The sequence below is a fragment of the Azospira oryzae genome (assembly GCF_004217225.1).
Classification (GTDB): Bacteria; Pseudomonadota; Gammaproteobacteria; order Burkholderiales; family Rhodocyclaceae; genus Azospira; species Azospira oryzae.
The window spans coordinates 1-15,815 of record NZ_SHKM01000005.1; the positions used below are offsets into that span (position 1 = coordinate 1).

The window sequence follows — 15,815 nt, forward strand, 5'->3', positions numbered from 1 at the left end:
ATAGCAGCAGTCAGCGTGGTCTTACCGTGGTCAACGTGACCGATGGTGCCCACATTAACGTGCGGCTTCGTACGTTCAAACTTTTCCTTGGCCATCTTTCAATTCCTCAATTCGCAAAAATTCGATTACTTCTTGTTAATCACGGCTTCGGCGACGTTCTTCGGCGCCTCGGAGTAGTGCTTGAACTCCATGGAGTAGGTCGCACGACCCTGGGTCAGGGAGCGCAGCTGGGTGGCGTAGCCGAACATCTCGGCCAGGGGCACTTCAGCCTTCACTTCCTTGATGCCGCCGGGCAGATCATCCATACCCTGGACGATGCCGCGACGACCGGACAGGTCGCCCATGACGTTACCCATGTAGTCTTCCGGGGTTTCAACGACAACGGCCATCATCGGCTCCAGCAGCGTGGGCTGGGCCTTGCGCATACCTTCCTTGAATGCCATGGAGGCAGCCATGCGGAAAGCGTTTTCGTTGGAGTCCACGTCGTGGTAGGAACCGTCGAACAGGGTGAACTTGATGTCAACCACCGGGAAGCCGGCCAGCACACCGCTGGAGATGGCGTCTTGCAGACCCTTGTCCACCGCGGGAATGAATTCGCGGGGCACGGTGCCGCCCTTGATGGCGTCAACAAACTCGTAGCCCTTGCCGGCTTCGTTCGGCTCGATCTTGAGCCAGACGTGACCGTACTGACCGCGACCGCCGGACTGCTTGACGAACTTGCCTTCCTGTTCGACAGCCTTCTTGATGCATTCGCGGTAGGCCACCTGGGGAGCACCCACGTTGGCTTCGACGCTGAATTCGCGCTTCATGCGGTCGACGATAATTTCCAGGTGCAGTTCGCCCATACCGGAAATGATGGTCTGACCGGACTCTTCGTCGGTACGCACGCGGAAGGACGGGTCTTCGGCGGCCAGACGATTCAGGGCGATACCCATCTTCTCCTGGTCAGCCTTGGTCTTGGGCTCGACAGCCACGTGAATCACGGGATCCGGGAATTCCATGCGCTCGAGAATGATCGGAGCATCCGGATCGCACAGGGTTTCACCGGTGGTCACTTCCTTCAGGCCCACGCAGGCGGCGATGTCGCCGGCCAGAACTTCCTTGATTTCCTCGCGGTTGTTGGCGTGCATCTGCAGAATGCGGCCGATGCGCTCCTTACGACCCTTGATCGGGTTGTAAATGGTGGAGCCGGAGGTCAGGACGCCGGAGTACACGCGCACGAAGGTCAGCTGGCCGACGTAGGGGTCGGTCATCAGCTTGAAAGCCAGGGCGGAGAACTTGGAGTCGTCGGAAGCAACGCGGCAATCCTTCTCGCCATTTTCCTTTTCGCCTTCAACAGGGGGAATATCCACCGGGGAGGGCAGCAGCTGAATAACAGCATCCAGCATGCGCTGCACGCCCTTGTTCTTGAAGGCGGTACCGCACAGCATGGGCTGGATTTCGCAGTTGATGGTGCGAGTACGCAGGCCCAGCAGGATGTCGGCCTCAGGCAGATCACCCTCTTCCAGGTACTTGTTCATCAGCTCTTCAGATGCCTCGGCAGCAGCCTCGACCATCTGTTCGCGCCAGGTCTGGGCGGTCTCGACCAGATCAGCGGGAATGTCCTTGTACTCGAACTTCATACCCTGGGAGGCTTCATCCCAGATGATGGCCTTCATCTTGATCAGATCGACCACACCGGTGAAGGTATCTTCGGCACCGATCGGAATCACGATCGGCACGGGATTGCCCTTCAGGCGGACCTTCATCTGCTCGACGACCTTGAAGAAGTTGGCACCGGAGCGGTCCATCTTGTTCACGAAAGCCAGACGGGGCACCTTGTACTTGTTGGCCTGACGCCACACAGTCTCGGACTGGGGCTGAACGCCACCCACAGCACAGTAAACCATGCAGGCACCATCTAGCACGCGCATGGAACGCTCCACCTCGATGGTGAAGTCCACGTGCCCCGGGGTGTCGATGATGTTGAAGCGGTGCTCGGGGAAGGAGTTGTCCATCCCCTTCCAGAAGCAAGTGGTAGCAGCGGAGGTAATGGTAATACCACGCTCCTGCTCCTGCTCCATCCAGTCCATGGTGGCAGCACCGTCGTGCACTTCACCGATTTTGTGGTTCACACCGGTGTAGTACAGGATGCGCTCGGTGGTAGTCGTCTTACCGGCGTCAATGTGAGCGCTAATACCGATATTGCGGTAGCGCTCGATGGGAGTTTTGCGAGCCACGTTAGTAACCTTCGCTGTAAACGTTTGTCAGGAGACGGTTAGAAACGGTAGTGGGCGAAGGCCTTGTTGGCTTCGGCCATACGATGCACTTCGTCACGCTTCTTCACGGCGCCGCCGCGGTTTTCGGCCGCCTCCAGCATTTCGGCAGCCAGACGCAGACCCATGGTCTTTTCGGAACGCTTGCGGGCGGCCTCGCGCAGCCAACGCATGGCCAGAGCCATACGGCGGGCGGGACGAACTTCCACGGGCACCTGGTAGTTGGCACCACCGACGCGACGGGACTTCACTTCCACCATGGGACGCACGTTGGCGATGGCGGAGGCAAACACTTCCAGAGGATCCTTGCCGGACTTGGAAGAAATCTGGTCGAAGGCACCGTAGACGATGCGCTCGGCCACGGACTTCTTGCCGCTTTGCATCACGGCATTCACAAACTTGGAGACATCCACGCTGCCGAACTTGGGATCGGGCAGGATGTCGCGTTTCGGTACTTCACGACGACGGGGCATAACAACCTCACTAGTTCACAATTCAGTTGCGACATTTCCGGAATAGAAATGACACATGGCCGCCCATGTGGGGGCGGCCACTTACTAAAACGACCTGATTAGGCCGCCTTCGGACGCTTGGCCCCGTACTTGGAACGGGACTGCTTACGATCCTTGACGCCCTGGGTATCCAGGGAGCCGCGCACGGTGTGGTAACGCACACCAGGCAAATCCTTCACACGACCACCGCGAATCAGGACCACGGAGTGCTCCTGCAGGTTGTGGCCTTCACCACCGATGTAGGAAATGACTTCGAAGCCATTGGTCAGACGAACCTTGCACACCTTACGCAGTGCGGAGTTCGGCTTCTTCGGAGTGGTGGTGTAAACACGGGTGCACACGCCACGCTTCTGGGGGCACTTTTCCAGAGCAGGAACCTTGCTCTTGGTAATTTCGGCCACCCGGGGCTTGCGCACGAGTTGGTTGATGGTCGGCATAACAAATCCTCATTTAGGCGGCTTTGCCGCCAAAACACTGAAACAGCGGGCTGACTGCCCGCCTCGCCTCAGCGATTTTTTTATCCAAACAAAGGCAATGATTAGCCTTTGCCGCGAAAAGACCCGAGATTTTATTGGGAAGCAACCCTCGAGTCAACGGTTGCTTCCCAAAGATCAGACGGCGTCGTTGCCGGCAGGCACTTCCTCGACAGCCACATCCTCCCCACCCAGGACCCGGTCGAGGCCCTGGTCGTTGCCAGCAGCCTGCTGACGACGGGAATTGTGGTAGGCAAGACCGGTACCGGCAGGAATCAGGCGGCCGACGATGACGTTTTCCTTCAGGCCGCGCAGTTCGTCGCGCTTGCCCATGATGGCCGCTTCCGTCAGCACGCGGGTGGTTTCCTGGAAGGAAGCCGCGGAGATGAAGGAGTCGGTGGACAAGGAGGCCTTGGTGATACCGAGCAGCATGTAGTCGTAGCTGGCGGGCAGCTTGCCTTCGGCAACGACGCGATCGTTCTCGTCCAGCACATCGGCGCGTTCGACCTGTTCGCTCTTGATGAAGCGGGTATCGCCCGGCTCGGTGATGGTGACCCGACGCAGCATCTGGCGCACGATAACTTCAATGTGCTTGTCGTTGATCTTCACGCCCTGCAGACGGTACACATCCTGCACTTCATCGGTGATGTAGCGGGCCAGGGCTTCGACACCCTTGAGCTTGAGGATTTCATGGGGATCGGGCTCGCCGTCCACAATGACCTCGCCCTTGTTCACCACCTGACCGTCGTGCACCATGACGTGCTTGTCCTTGAGGATCAGATACTCGTGAGCAACACCGTCCAGATCGGTGATGACCAGACGCTGCTTGCCCTTGGTGTCCTTGCCGAAGGAAACGGTACCGGTGTACTCGGCCAGCATGCCCACATCCTTGGGCGTACGAGCTTCGAACAGCTCTGCCACACGAGGCAGACCGCCGGTAATGTCGCGGGTCTTGGCGGATTCTTGGGGAATCTTCGCCAGCACGTCGCCGACACCCACCTGCTGGCCGTCGGCCACGGTGATGATGGAGCCTACCTGGAAGGTGATGGTCACAGCGTGCTCGGTGCCATGCATCTTCACTTCCTGGCCGTTCTCGTCCAGCAGCTTGACCTGGGGACGCAGGCCCTTGGCCTGGGCCTTGCCGCCGCGCTTGGGATCGATCACCACCAGGGTGGACAGGCCGGTCACATCGTCGATCTGCTTGGCGACGGTGGAACCTTCTTCCACGTTCTCGAACTTGATGGTACCGGCGTACTCGGTAATCATCGGACGGGTATGGGGATCCCAGGTCGCCAGCACGGCACCGGCCTTCACCACCTGGCCGTCATCGGCGGTCAGGATGGCGCCGTAGGGCACCTTGTGACGTTCGCGCTCGCGGCCGTTGTCGTCGGTCACCAGCACTTCGCCGGAACGGGTGAAGACGATCTTCTCGCCCTTGACGTTGGTCACATAGCGCATGGTGGCAGTGAAGCGCACCACACCGTTGGACTTGGTATCGACCCGGTCGGCTACGGCAGCACGGGAAGCCGCACCGCCGACGTGGAAGGTCCGCATGGTCAGCTGGGTGCCCGGTTCGCCGATGGACTGGGCGGCGATGACGCCGACAGCCTCACCCACATTGACCAGGGAGCCGCGGCCCAGATCGCGGCCGTAGCACTTGGCGCACAGACCGTAACGGGTGTCGCAGGTCAGGGGGGTACGGACCTTGACTTCATCGATGCCCAGCTTGTCGATCAGATCGCACAGATCCTCGTCCACCAGGGTACCGGCTTCGATAACGGTTTCTTCGCTTTCCGGATTCACCACGTCAGCCACGACCACGCGGCCCAGAATACGGTCGCGCAGCGGCTCGATCACCTCACCGCCCTCGATCAGGGCCTTCATGGTGACGCCGTTCTGGGTGCCGCAATCGTCCTCGGTCACCACCAGATCCTGGGTCACATCCACCAGACGGCGGGTCAGGTAGCCGGAGTTGGCGGTCTTCAGTGCCGTATCGGCCAGACCCTTCCGCGCACCGTGGGTGGAGATGAAGTACTGAAGCACGTTCAGGCCTTCACGGAAGTTGGTGGTAATCGGCGTTTCGATAATGGAGCCGTCCGGCTTGGCCATCAGGCCCCGCATACCGGCCAGCTGGCGAATCTGGGCCGCGGAACCCCGGGCGCCGGAGTCGGCCATCATGTAGATGGAGTTGAAGGACTCCTGCTTCACGGTCTTGCCGTGACGGTCCACCACCTCTTCATGACCCAGCTGCTCCATCATGACCTTGGCCACCTGATCGCCGGTACGGCCCCAGATATCCACGACCTTGTTGTAGCGCTCACCGAAGGTCACCAGACCGTTGGTGTATTGGGTTTCAATTTCCTTAACTTCCTTCTCGGCCTCGGCGATGATGGTGTGCTTTTCGGTCGGCACACGCATGTCGTCGGAGCAGAAGGAGATGCCGGCACGGGTAGCCAGAGCGTAGCCGTTCTGCATCAGCTTGTCGGCGAACACCACCGTTTCCTTCAGGCCGCAACGGCGGAAGGAGGTGTTGATCAGCTTGGAGATTTCCTTCTTCTTCAGGGCCTTGTCGATGACGCTGAAAGGCAGGCCCTTGGGCAGGATCTCGGAGAGGATGGCACGGCCGCAGGTGGTGTTGTAGCGGGTGATCTTCTCCACCCACTCGCCGCTTTCGCCGCGCACGTATTCCTTCAGACGCACGGAAACCTTGGCGTGCAGGTCGGCCAGGCCGGAATTCACGGCCCGCAGCACTTCGCTGACGTCAGCGAAGTTCATGCCTTCACCCTTGGCGTTGATGCGGTCGCGGGTGGCGTAGTACAGACCCAGCACGATATCCTGGGACGGCACGATGATCGGTTCGCCGTTGGCCGGGGAGAGCACGTTGTTGGAGGCCAGCATCAGGGTGCGGGCTTCCATCTGGGCTTCCAGGGACAGGGGCACGTGGACAGCCATCTGGTCGCCGTCAAAGTCGGCGTTGAAGGCGGCACACACCAGGGGATGCAGCTGAATGGCCTTGCCTTCGATCAGGGTCGGCTCGAAAGCCTGGATACCCAGACGGTGCAGGGTCGGCGCACGGTTCAGCATGACCGGATGTTCGCGGATGACGTCTTCCAGGATGTCCCACACCACGGGCTCCTGGGATTCGACCATCTTCTTGGCCTGCTTGATGGTGGTTGCCAGGCCCATCAGTTCCAGCTTGTGGAAGATGAAGGGCTTGAACAGCTCCAGGGCCATCAGCTTGGGCAGGCCGCACTGGTGCAGCTTGAGCTGGGGACCCACCACGATCACGGAACGACCGGAGTAGTCCACCCGCTTGCCCAGCAGGTTCTGACGGAAGCGGCCGCCCTTGCCCTTGATCATGTCGGCCAGGGACTTCAGGGGGCGCTTATTGGCGCCGGTCATGGCCTTGCCGCGGCGACCGTTGTCCAGCAGGGAGTCCACGGACTCCTGCAGCATGCGCTTTTCGTTGCGCACGATGATTTCCGGCGCCTTCAGCTCCAGCAGGCGCTTCAGACGGTTGTTCCGGTTAATGACGCGACGGTAGAGGTCGTTCAGGTCGGAAGTGGCGAAACGGCCGCCGTCCAGGGGCACCAGCGGGCGCAGGTCCGGGGGCAGCACGGGCAGCACTTCCAGGATCATCCAGTCGGGCTTGATGCCGGACTTCTGGAAGCCTTCGAGGATCTTCAGGCGCTTGGCGATCTTCTTGTTCTTGGCTTCGGAACCGGTGGTTTCCAGTTCGCTGCGCAGACGCTCGACTTCGTGATCCAGGTCCAGGGTACGCAGCAGTTCGCGCACGGCCTCGGCACCCATCAGGGCGATGAAGTCGTCACCGTACTCTTCCACCTTGGCCAGGTAGTCGTCTTCGGTCAGCAGCTGGCCCCGGTTGAGGGAGGTCATGCCGGGCTCGATCACCACGTAGGCTTCGAAGTAGAGGACCCGCTCGATGTCGCGCAGGGTCATGTCCAGCACCATGCCGAGACGGCTGGGCAGGGACTTGAGGAACCAGATGTGGGCGGTCGGGCTGGCCAGTTCGATGTGGCCCATACGCTCGCGGCGCACCTTGGCCAGGGTTACTTCGACGCCGCACTTCTCGCAGATGACGCCACGATGCTTGAGGCGCTTGTACTTGCCGCACAGGCACTCGTAGTCCTTGATCGGGCCAAAGATCTTGGCGCAGAACAGGCCGTCACGCTCCGGCTTGAAGGTGCGGTAGTTGATGGTTTCCGGCTTTTTAACTTCGCCGTAGGACCAGGACCGGATCTTGTCCGGCGACGCGAGACTGATGGTGATCGCGTCGAATTCTTCTTCCTGGGTTACCTGCTTAAACAGATCGAGCAGTGCTTTCATTGTTCACTCCAACCGGGGTGTGAATCCAAAAATTCCGTGTATCGGGCCAATTTGCTGCGTGGGGCGGTTTAGTACCGTTCTAGGTCGATGTCGATCGCCAGGGAGCGGATTTCCTTCACCAGCACGTTGAAGGATTCCGGCATGCCGGCATCGATCTTGTGCTCGCCCTTGACGATGTTTTCGTAAACCTTGGTACGACCATTCACATCGTCCGACTTCACGGTCAGCATTTCCTGCAGCACGTAGGAGGCGCCGTAGGCTTCCAGGGCCCACACTTCCATTTCACCGAAGCGCTGGCCGCCGAACTGGGCCTTACCTCCCAGGGGCTGCTGGGTCACCAGGCTGTACGGGCCGGTGGAACGGGCGTGCATCTTGTCGTCCACCAGGTGGTGCAGCTTCAGGTAATGCATGTAGCCCACCGTCACCTGACGCTCGAAGGCGTCGCCGGTACGGCCGTCGTGCAGGGTGATCTGGCCGGATTCGGGCATGCCCGCGAGACGCAGCATGGCCTTGATTTCGGCTTCGTCGGCACCGTCGAACACCGGGGTGGCGAAAGGCACGCCGGTGGTCAGGTTGCCGGCCAGTTCCATGATTTCCTGGTCGTTCAGCTCGTTCAGGTTTTCCTTCTTGCCTTCGGAGTTGTAGATCTCTTCCAGGAACTTGCGCACTTCGGCGGCCTTGGCGCCGGCCTGCAGCATGTCGCCGATCTTGTAGCCCAGGCCCTTGGCGGCCCAGCCCAGGTGCACTTCCAGAATCTGGCCCACGTTCATCCGGGACGGCACACCCAGGGGGTTCAGCACGATATCCACGGGACGGCCGTCGGCCATGTAGGGCATGTCTTCCACGGGCACGATGCGGGAAACCACACCCTTGTTACCGTGGCGGCCGGCCATCTTGTCGCCGGGCTGCAGGCGGCGCTTCACGGCCACGTAGACCTTGACCATCTTCTGCACGCCCGGGGGCAGTTCGTCGCCCTGGGTCAGCTTCTTGCGCTTCTCTTCGAAGGCAATGTCGAAGTCCTTGCGGGTCTGCTCCAGGGATTCCTTCAGCTGTTCCAGTTGCTGGGCGACTTCCTCGTCGGCCATGCGCACGTCGAACCAGTTGTGGGGATCGATGCCGTCCAGGTATTCCTGGGTCACGACAGTGCCCTTGGCCAGCTTCTTCGGACCGCCGTTGGCCGGCTTGCCGGTGATCAGGCGGCCGACACGGGCGAAGGTGTCCCGTTCCACGATACGCATCTGATCGGCCAGATCCTGCTTGTAGCCACGCAGATGGTCGTCGATGATGGACTGGGCGCGCTTGTCGCGCTCGATGCCTTCGCGGGTGAACACCTGCACGTCGATAACGGTGCCGGCGATACCGGACGGCACGCGCAGGGAGGTGTCCTTAACGTCGGAGGCCTTCTCGCCGAAGATGGCGCGCAGCAGCTTTTCTTCCGGCGTCAGCTGGGTCTCGCCCTTGGGGGTGACCTTACCCACCAGCACGTCGCCGGCTTCCACTTCGGCGCCGATGTACACCACGCCGGATTCGTCCAGACGGGACAGCTGTACCTCGCCCAGGGAGGCGATGTCGCGGGTGATTTCCTCGGGTCCGAGCTTGGTGTCGCGGGCCACCACTGTCAGTTCTTCGATGTGGATGGAGGTGTAGCGGTCTTCCGCCACCACGCGCTCGGAGATCAGGATCGAGTCTTCGAAGTTGTAGCCGTTCCAGGGCATGAAGGCGATCAGCATGTTCTGACCGAGGGCCAGTTCGCCCTTGTCGGTAGAAGCGCCGTCGGCCACCACGTCACCCTTGGCGATGATGTCGCCCATCTTCACCAGCGGACGCTGGTTGATGTTGGTGTTCTGGTTGGAACGGGTGTACTTGGTCAGGTTGTAGATGTCCACGCCGACTTCGCCCGGCACGGTTTCATCGTCATGCACCCGGACCACGACGCGGGAAGCATCCACGTAATCCACCACGCCGCCACGCAGGGCCTGCACGGCGGTGCCGGAGTCCACGGCCACGGTGCGTTCGATGCCGGTACCGACCAGGGGCTTCTCCGGACGCAGGCAGGGCACGGCCTGACGCTGCATGTTGGCGCCCATCAGGGCCCGGTTCGCATCGTCGTGCTCGAGGAAGGGGATCAGGGAGGCAGCGACGGAAACGATCTGGCCCGGGGCCACGTCCATGTACTGGACGCGGGACGGTTCGGCCAGGATGGTTTCGCCCTTTTCGCGGCAGGTCACCAGCTCGTCCACCAGGGTGCCGTCGGCACCCAGGGCGGCGTTGGCCTGGGCCACCACGTAAGCGCCTTCTTCAATGGCGGAGAGGTATTCGATCTGGTCGGTCACCTTGCCGTCCACCACCTTGCGGTAGGGGGTTTCCAGGAAACCGTAGGAGTTGGTGCGGGCGAACAGGGCCAGGGAGTTGATCAGGCCGATGTTCGGACCTTCCGGGGTTTCGATCGGGCAGACGCGGCCGTAGTGGGTCGGATGCACGTCGCGCACTTCGAAGCCGGCGCGTTCGCGGGTCAGACCGCCCGGGCCCAGGGCGGAAACGCGCCGCTTGTGGGTGATCTCGGACAGGGGGTTGGTCTGGTCCATGAACTGGGACAGCTGGCTGGAGCCGAAGAATTCCTTGATGGCGGCGCTGATCGGCTTGGCGTTGATCAGGTCGTGAGGCATCAGGTTGTCGGACTCGGCCTGGGACAGGCGCTCCTTGACGGCGCGCTCGACGCGCACCAGACCGGCGCGGAACTGGTTCTCAGCCAGTTCGCCGACGGAACGCACACGGCGGTTGCCCAGGTGATCGATGTCGTCGATTTCGCCGCGACCGTTGCGCAGTTCCACCAGCAGCTTGATGGATTCAACGATGTCGCGGGGCGACAGGGTCAGCTGCTCGCGCACTTCGACGTTGGCGCCCAGGGCCTTCAGTTGGGCGGCCAGGGTGTGGGCGGCTTCTTCGGTCAGGTTTTCGGCAGCGGCACGGGAACCATACTGCAGCTCGTTCAGGATTTCCTGGACGGTGCCCTGATTGGCGCCGGTGAACTCGGCGATGGCCTTGGCCAGCGCTTCGGTCTTGTGCGGAGCATTCTTGATGGTGACCTTGTACTCGACCACATCGGGACGGCCGATGCGGCGGTTGAACTTCATGCGGCCCACGCCGGACAGATCGTAGCGATCGTCGGAGTAGAAGAGACCGTTGAAGAGGATCTCCACGGCTTCTTCGGTGGGCGGTTCGCCGGGACGCATCATGCGGTAGATGGCGACGCGGGCGGCCTGCTTGGTGGCGGTATCGTCAGCACGCAGGGTGTTGGAGATGAAGGCGCCACGGTCCAGATCGTTGGTGTACAGGGTCTGGAATTCGGCCACGCCGGCTTCCCGCAGCTTGGCCAGCAGGGACTCGGTGATTTCATCGTTGGCATTGGCGATGACTTCGCCGCTGTCCTTGTCGATGATGTTGTGGCCGATGACGCGGCCGACCAGGAAGTCGTCGGGCACGGCGATGTGCTTGATGCCGGCAGCGTCCAGATCGCGGATGTGCTTGGCGGTGATGCGCTTGTCCTTCGGCACGATGACCTTGCCGGCCTTGTCGCAGAAATCGAAGCGGGCGGTTTCGCCGCGCAGACGCTCGGGCACCAGGGTGAAGTCGGCGCCGTTCTTCAGCAGCTTGAAGTCGTCGAATTCGAAGAAGCCGGCCAGGATCTGCTCATTGGTCAGGCCGATGGCCTTGAGCAGGGTGGTAACGGGCATCTTGCGGCGACGGTCAACGCGGAAGAAGAGGATGTCCTTCGGATCGAATTCGAAGTCCAGCCAGGAGCCGCGGTAGGGAATCACGCGGGCGGAGAACAGCAGCTTGCCGGAAGAATGGGTCTTGCCGCGGTCGTGCTCGAAGAACACGCCGGGGGAGCGGTGCAGCTGGGAGACGATGACCCGCTCGGTACCGTTGATGACGAAAGAACCGGTGGTGGTCATGAGCGGAATCTCGCCCATGTACACTTCCTGCTCCTTAACTTCCTTCACGGTATCCGGAGCTTCCCGGTCCATGATCACCAGGCGCACCTTGGCGCGCAGGGCGGAAGCGAAGGTCAGGCCCCGTTGCTGACATTCCTTGACGTCGAAGGCGGGCTCGGCCAGCTGGTAGCTGACGAACTCCAGCCGGGCATTGCCGGAATGGGAAACGATGGGGAAGATGGAGCCGAAAGCGGCCTGAAGCCCTTGATTGCGACGCTTGGCGGTGGGCAGTTCCGCCTGCAGGAAGGCCGTATAGGATTCCAGCTGGGTGGCCAGCAAGAACGGCACGTCGAGCACGCTTGCACGCTTGGCAAAACTCTTGCGGATGCGTTTTTTCTCGGTGTAGGAGTAGGTCATGGTCGCTCCGAGCTCAGAAAGCAAAATTCCTCAAAAGAGGTTGGATCCGCCGATGTTCCCGGCGGCTGCAACGGATAAACGCAAGCTTCATCTTTTCTGCCTGTCCGGCGCCGGCGCCGGGAGATGATGCTTGCGTTTATACGTTGCGCAGTACTGGGTGATGCTGTTGGAACCGTCGAAACGCCTAGGCGTTTCAGAAAAGCACAAATGGGCTGGCGGCAAAAATGCCGCCAGCCCATGGCAAGCGAGTCGAATTTACTTGACTTCGACCTTGGCGCCAGCTTCTTCCAGCTGCTTCTTCAGGGCTTCAGCGTCAGCCTTGGAGATGCCTTCCTTCACAGCCTTGGGAGCGCCGTCGACGACGTCCTTGGCTTCCTTCAGGCCCAGGCCGGTAGCAGCGCGGACGACCTTGATGACTTCAACCTTCTTGTCGCCGGCAGCAGCCAGGACCACGGTGAACTCGGTCTGCTCTTCAGCAGCAGCGCCACCGGCGGCAGCGCCGGGAGCGGCCACGGCCATAGCGGCAGCGGAAACGCCAAACTTCTCTTCGAAAGCCTTGACCAGGTCGTTCAGGTCCATAACGGTCATGGAACCGACGGCTTCCAGGATGTCTTCTTTGGTAATAGCCATTTAGATAACTCCTAATTCAAATCGGATATGCAAGTGTTCGACAGGCCGATCAGGCAGCAGCGCCTTCGGCTTCGCGCTTCTTGGCGAGAGCGCCCATGGCCACGGCAAAGCCGGACACGGGAGCCTTCATCACGCCCAGCAGCTTGGCCAGCAGCTCGTCGCGGCTCGGGATGGAAGCCAGGGCTTGCACGCCAGCCTTGTCCATCACCTTACCGGCATAAGAGCCAGCCTTCAGCACCAGCTTGTCGTTGGTCTTGGCAAAGTCGTTGAGGACCTTGGCAGCGGCAACAGGGTCAGCGGAAACGCTGTAAATCAGCGGACCGACCATGTGCTCAGCCAGGCCGGCGAAGGCGGTGTCAGCCACCGCACGACGCACCAGGGTGTTCTTCAGCACACGCAGGTAAACACCAGATTCGCGGGCCTTTTTCCGCAGCACGGTGAGATCGCCCACCTCGATACCGCGGTACTCAGCCACGACGATGGTCTGGGCGTTGGCTACCTGTGCCGACACCTCTGCCACGACGGCTTTCTTGTCATTAAGATTGAGACCCATAGGTCTTTCCTCCTTTCAAGTCTAAACACGGCGGCTCGGAAGCCGAATCCGCCGCACCCACGGCGACCTGAATCAGGGAATCATGCCGGAAACCGGCCAAAATCCTGTTTCGGGAACACCGTCTGCGCAGGCCCCTCGCGGAACTTAAGCTACCGGGAAGAGGACATCCCGGCGGCACCTGCGGTCTTTGACGATCCGCGGCCCCACCCCGGAGGGAGAGGCCACGGCCCAAAGTTCTTTTTGCTGCGAAATGCCTTAGGCGACCAGGGTGGCCTGGTCCACGCGCACGCCGGGGCCCATGGTGCTGGACACGGCGACCTTGCGCAGGTACTGGCCCTTGGAGGAAGCGGGCTTGGCCTTGTTCAGGGCATCGATCAGGGCCTTCAGGTTCTCTTCCAGCTTTTCAACCGGGAAGGAAGCACGGCCGATGGTGGCGTGGATGATGCCGCCCTTGTCGGTACGGTACTGAACCTGACCAGCCTTGGCGTTCTTCACGGCGGTAGCCACATCCATGGTCACGGTGCCGACCTTGGGGTTCGGCATCAGGCCGCGGGGGCCCAGGATCTGACCCAGGGCGCCGACGACACGCATGGCGTCGGGAGTGGCGATGACCACGTCGAAATTCAGGTTGCCGCCCTTGACCTGTTCGGCCAGGTCGTCGAAACCGACCACATCGGCGCCGGCAGCCTTGGCAGCCTCGGCCTTGTCGCCCTGGGCGAACACGGCGACGCGGACGCTCTTGCCGGTACCGGCGGGCAGCACCACGGAGCCACGAACCAGCTGGTCGGACTTGCGAGCGTCGATACCCAGGTTCACGGCCACGTCGATGGATTCATCGAACTTGGCGGTGGCGGTTTCCTTGGCCAGGGTCAGGGCTTGGGCAACGGCATAAGCCTTGTTGCGGTCGATCTTGCCCTGCAGGGCCTTTTGCTTCTTGGTCAGCTTTGCCATGTTACAGACCCTCCACCGTGATGCCCATGGACCGGGCGGAGCCGGCGATGGTGCGAACAGCTGCTTCCAGGTCGGCAGCGGTCAGATCGGGAGACTTGGCCTTGGCAATGTCCTCGCACTGGGCGCGGGTGATCTTGCCAACCTTGTCGGTATGGGGCTTAGCGGAGCCCTTTTGAATGCCGGCGGCCTTCTTGATCAGAATGGTGGCCGGGGGAGTCTTCATCACGAAGGTGAAGGACTTGTCCGCGAAAGCGGTGATCACCACGGGGATGGGCAGACCGGGTTCCACACCTTGGGTCTGGGCATTGAAGGCCTTGCAGAACTCCATGATGTTGAGACCGCGTTGGCCCAGGGCGGGGCCGATGGGGGGCGACGGATTCGCCTTGCCGGCCGGCACTTGCAGCTTGATAAAGCCGATGATTTTCTTTGCCATGATGGCTCCTAACTGGATGAGTATTAGCGCGGGTTGGGCGGCTGACGCCGCCTACTGACGCTCCTCTTGCTCGGAATTGGCGGGTTCCGGCCCCCGTCCTGCTGAATTCTTGGCGAAGCGAAACGACTCAGGACTTCTCGACCTGGCCGAACTCCAGCTCCACCGGCGTGGCGCGACCGAAGATGGTCACGGAGACACGCAGCTTGCTCTTCTCGTAATTGACGTCCTCGACGGAGCCATGGAAGTCGGTGAACGGACCTTCCTTGACCCGCACCACTTCGCCGATCTCGAACAGCGTCTTGGGACGGGGCTTCTCCACCCCTTCCTGCATCTGCTGCATGATCTTGTCCACTTCCTTCTCGGAAATGGGGGTGGGTTTGGTGGCGGTGCCGCCGACGAAACCGGTGACCTTGGAAGTGTTCTTCACCAGGTGCCAGGTGTCGTCGTTCATTTCCATTTCCACCAGCACGTAGCCGGGGAAGAACTTGCGTTCGGAAATGCTCTTTTGGCCGCCCTTCATTTCCACGACTTCTTCGACGGGAACGAGGATGCGACCAAACATGTCTTCCATGCCAGCGCGCTGGATGCGATCCACCAGGGCACGCTGCACGCTCTTCTCAAAACCGGAATAGGCGTGAACTACATACCAGCGTTTGCTCATGATTTTTTCCAACCCAGGACCACATCATAGAGGAGCCATTCCAGACTCTTGTCCGTCAGCCAGAGAAAGATGGCCATGACGACCATGAAGACGAATACCACGCCGGTCGTCTGCAACGTTTCCTTGCGGCTCGGCCAGACAACCTTTTTGGATTCGGCAACAGCCTCCCGGCCGAAAATGAAAAAGCGCATTCCGGGCTCGGTTTTCCAGGCCACGGCGGCAGCCGCGACCAGACCAACCAGAACCAGCAGAACGCGCAGGATCATTGCCTGCTCGGAGAGGACATAAAAGCCGGCCACGCCAGCGGCAAGCAACAGAAGCGCCAGCGCAAACTTGATCTTGTCGGCCATGTATCTCGCGTCTTATTGGATGGCAGGGGCGGAGGGTCTCGAACCCCCAACCTTCGGTTTTGGAGACCGACGCTCTGCCAATTGAGCTACGCCCCTGCAGCAGAGACTACAAAAGCGCCCCGAGGGTCGGGACGCTTTTACTTAAACCGAGTAAAAATTACTCGATGATCTTGGCAACCACACCGGCGCCGACGGTACGGCCACCTTCGCGGATAGCGAAGCGCAGACCTTCTTCCATGGCGATCGGGGCGATCAGCTTCACGGTCATCTGAATGTTGTCACCAGGCATGACCATTTC

Annotated in this window: 13 protein-coding genes and 1 tRNA gene; all 14 read right to left on the reverse strand. The window is 61.0% G+C overall.

What is annotated here, in order from left to right; translation table 11 throughout:
• Positions 1 to 95, reverse strand: a 95-nt coding sequence (locus EV678_RS15905) for a GTP-binding protein (RefSeq protein ID WP_018003793.1), incomplete at its 3' end; no start/stop codon positions are given.
• 30 nt (positions 96 to 125) lie between these two features.
• Entirely contained in the window at positions 126 to 2,219 is a 2,094-nt protein-coding gene (gene fusA / locus EV678_RS15910; RefSeq protein WP_014235482.1) for an elongation factor G, read from the reverse strand.
• Between the two features lie 38 nt (positions 2,220 to 2,257).
• Positions 2,258 to 2,728 carry a 30S ribosomal protein S7 gene (rpsG, locus tag EV678_RS15915; protein WP_014235483.1) on the reverse strand — a complete coding sequence of 157 codons (471 nt, stop codon included), beginning with the start codon at positions 2,726 to 2,728 and terminating at the stop codon, positions 2,258 to 2,260.
• 98 nt (positions 2,729 to 2,826) lie between these two features.
• Positions 2,827 to 3,204, reverse strand: a complete 378-nt coding sequence (rpsL, locus tag EV678_RS15920; RefSeq protein ID WP_014235484.1) for a 30S ribosomal protein S12 — start codon at positions 3,202 to 3,204, stop codon at positions 2,827 to 2,829.
• Positions 3,205 to 3,378: 174 nt separating this feature from the next.
• Complete coding sequence (rpoC, locus tag EV678_RS15925) at positions 3,379 to 7,587, reverse strand: DNA-directed RNA polymerase subunit beta' (RefSeq protein ID WP_014235485.1); 4,209 nt, start codon at positions 7,585 to 7,587, stop codon at positions 3,379 to 3,381.
• A 68-nt stretch (positions 7,588 to 7,655) separates the two neighbouring features.
• A complete protein-coding gene (gene rpoB / locus EV678_RS15930) occupies positions 7,656 to 11,939 on the reverse strand; it encodes a DNA-directed RNA polymerase subunit beta (RefSeq protein ID WP_014235486.1) in 4,284 nt (1,427 codons plus the stop codon).
• 255 nt (positions 11,940 to 12,194) lie between these two features.
• Positions 12,195 to 12,569 (reverse strand): 50S ribosomal protein L7/L12, encoded by a 375-nt coding sequence (rplL, locus tag EV678_RS15935; protein ID WP_014235487.1) that lies wholly within the window; start codon positions 12,567 to 12,569, stop codon positions 12,195 to 12,197.
• Between the two features lie 49 nt (positions 12,570 to 12,618).
• Entirely contained in the window at positions 12,619 to 13,122 is a 504-nt protein-coding gene (gene rplJ, locus EV678_RS15940; protein WP_014235488.1) for a 50S ribosomal protein L10, read from the reverse strand.
• Positions 13,123 to 13,377: 255 nt separating this feature from the next.
• Positions 13,378 to 14,073 carry a 50S ribosomal protein L1 gene (gene rplA / locus EV678_RS15945; RefSeq protein ID WP_014235489.1) on the reverse strand — a complete coding sequence of 232 codons (696 nt, stop codon included), beginning with the start codon at positions 14,071 to 14,073 and terminating at the stop codon, positions 13,378 to 13,380.
• Between the two features lies 1 nt (position 14,074).
• Complete coding sequence (gene rplK, locus EV678_RS15950) at positions 14,075 to 14,506, reverse strand: 50S ribosomal protein L11 (RefSeq protein ID WP_014235490.1); 432 nt, start codon at positions 14,504 to 14,506, stop codon at positions 14,075 to 14,077.
• 127 nt (positions 14,507 to 14,633) lie between these two features.
• Positions 14,634 to 15,167 (reverse strand): transcription termination/antitermination protein NusG, encoded by a 534-nt coding sequence (gene nusG / locus EV678_RS15955; protein ID WP_014235491.1) that lies wholly within the window; start codon positions 15,165 to 15,167, stop codon positions 14,634 to 14,636.
• On the reverse strand, positions 15,164 to 15,517 hold the full coding sequence (secE, locus tag EV678_RS15960) for a preprotein translocase subunit SecE (RefSeq protein WP_130460210.1): 354 nt from the start codon (positions 15,515 to 15,517) through the stop codon (positions 15,164 to 15,166). The genes nusG and secE overlap by 4 nt, the downstream gene beginning before the upstream one ends.
• 20 nt (positions 15,518 to 15,537) lie before the next feature.
• Positions 15,538 to 15,613, reverse strand: a tRNA-Trp gene (locus tag EV678_RS15965).
• A gap of 61 nt (positions 15,614 to 15,674) precedes the next feature.
• On the reverse strand, positions 15,675 to 15,815 hold a 141-nt coding region (locus tag EV678_RS15970), incomplete at its 5' end, for an EF-Tu C-terminal domain-related protein (RefSeq protein WP_459562171.1).

Bases quoted from the DNA above. Each gene is read 5' to 3' on its own strand.
- rpsG (WP_014235483.1), bottom strand. From the start codon at position 2,728: ATGCCCCGTCGTCGTGAAGTACCGAAACGCGACATCCTGCCCGATCCC.
- rpsL (WP_014235484.1), bottom strand. From the start codon at position 3,204: ATGCCGACCATCAACCAACTCGTGCGCAAGCCCCGGGTGGCCGAAATT.
- rpoC (WP_014235485.1), bottom strand. From the start codon at position 7,587: ATGAAAGCACTGCTCGATCTGTTTAAGCAGGTAACCCAGGAAGAAGAA.
- rpoB (WP_014235486.1), bottom strand. From the start codon at position 11,939: ATGACCTACTCCTACACCGAGAAAAAACGCATCCGCAAGAGTTTTGCC.
- rplL (WP_014235487.1), bottom strand. From the start codon at position 12,569: ATGGCTATTACCAAAGAAGACATCCTGGAAGCCGTCGGTTCCATGACC.
- rplJ (WP_014235488.1), bottom strand. From the start codon at position 13,122: ATGGGTCTCAATCTTAATGACAAGAAAGCCGTCGTGGCAGAGGTGTCG.
- rplA (WP_014235489.1), bottom strand. From the start codon at position 14,073: ATGGCAAAGCTGACCAAGAAGCAAAAGGCCCTGCAGGGCAAGATCGAC.
- rplK (WP_014235490.1), bottom strand. From the start codon at position 14,506: ATGGCAAAGAAAATCATCGGCTTTATCAAGCTGCAAGTGCCGGCCGGC.
- nusG (WP_014235491.1), bottom strand. From the start codon at position 15,167: ATGAGCAAACGCTGGTATGTAGTTCACGCCTATTCCGGTTTTGAGAAG.
- secE (WP_130460210.1), bottom strand. From the start codon at position 15,517: ATGGCCGACAAGATCAAGTTTGCGCTGGCGCTTCTGTTGCTTGCCGCT.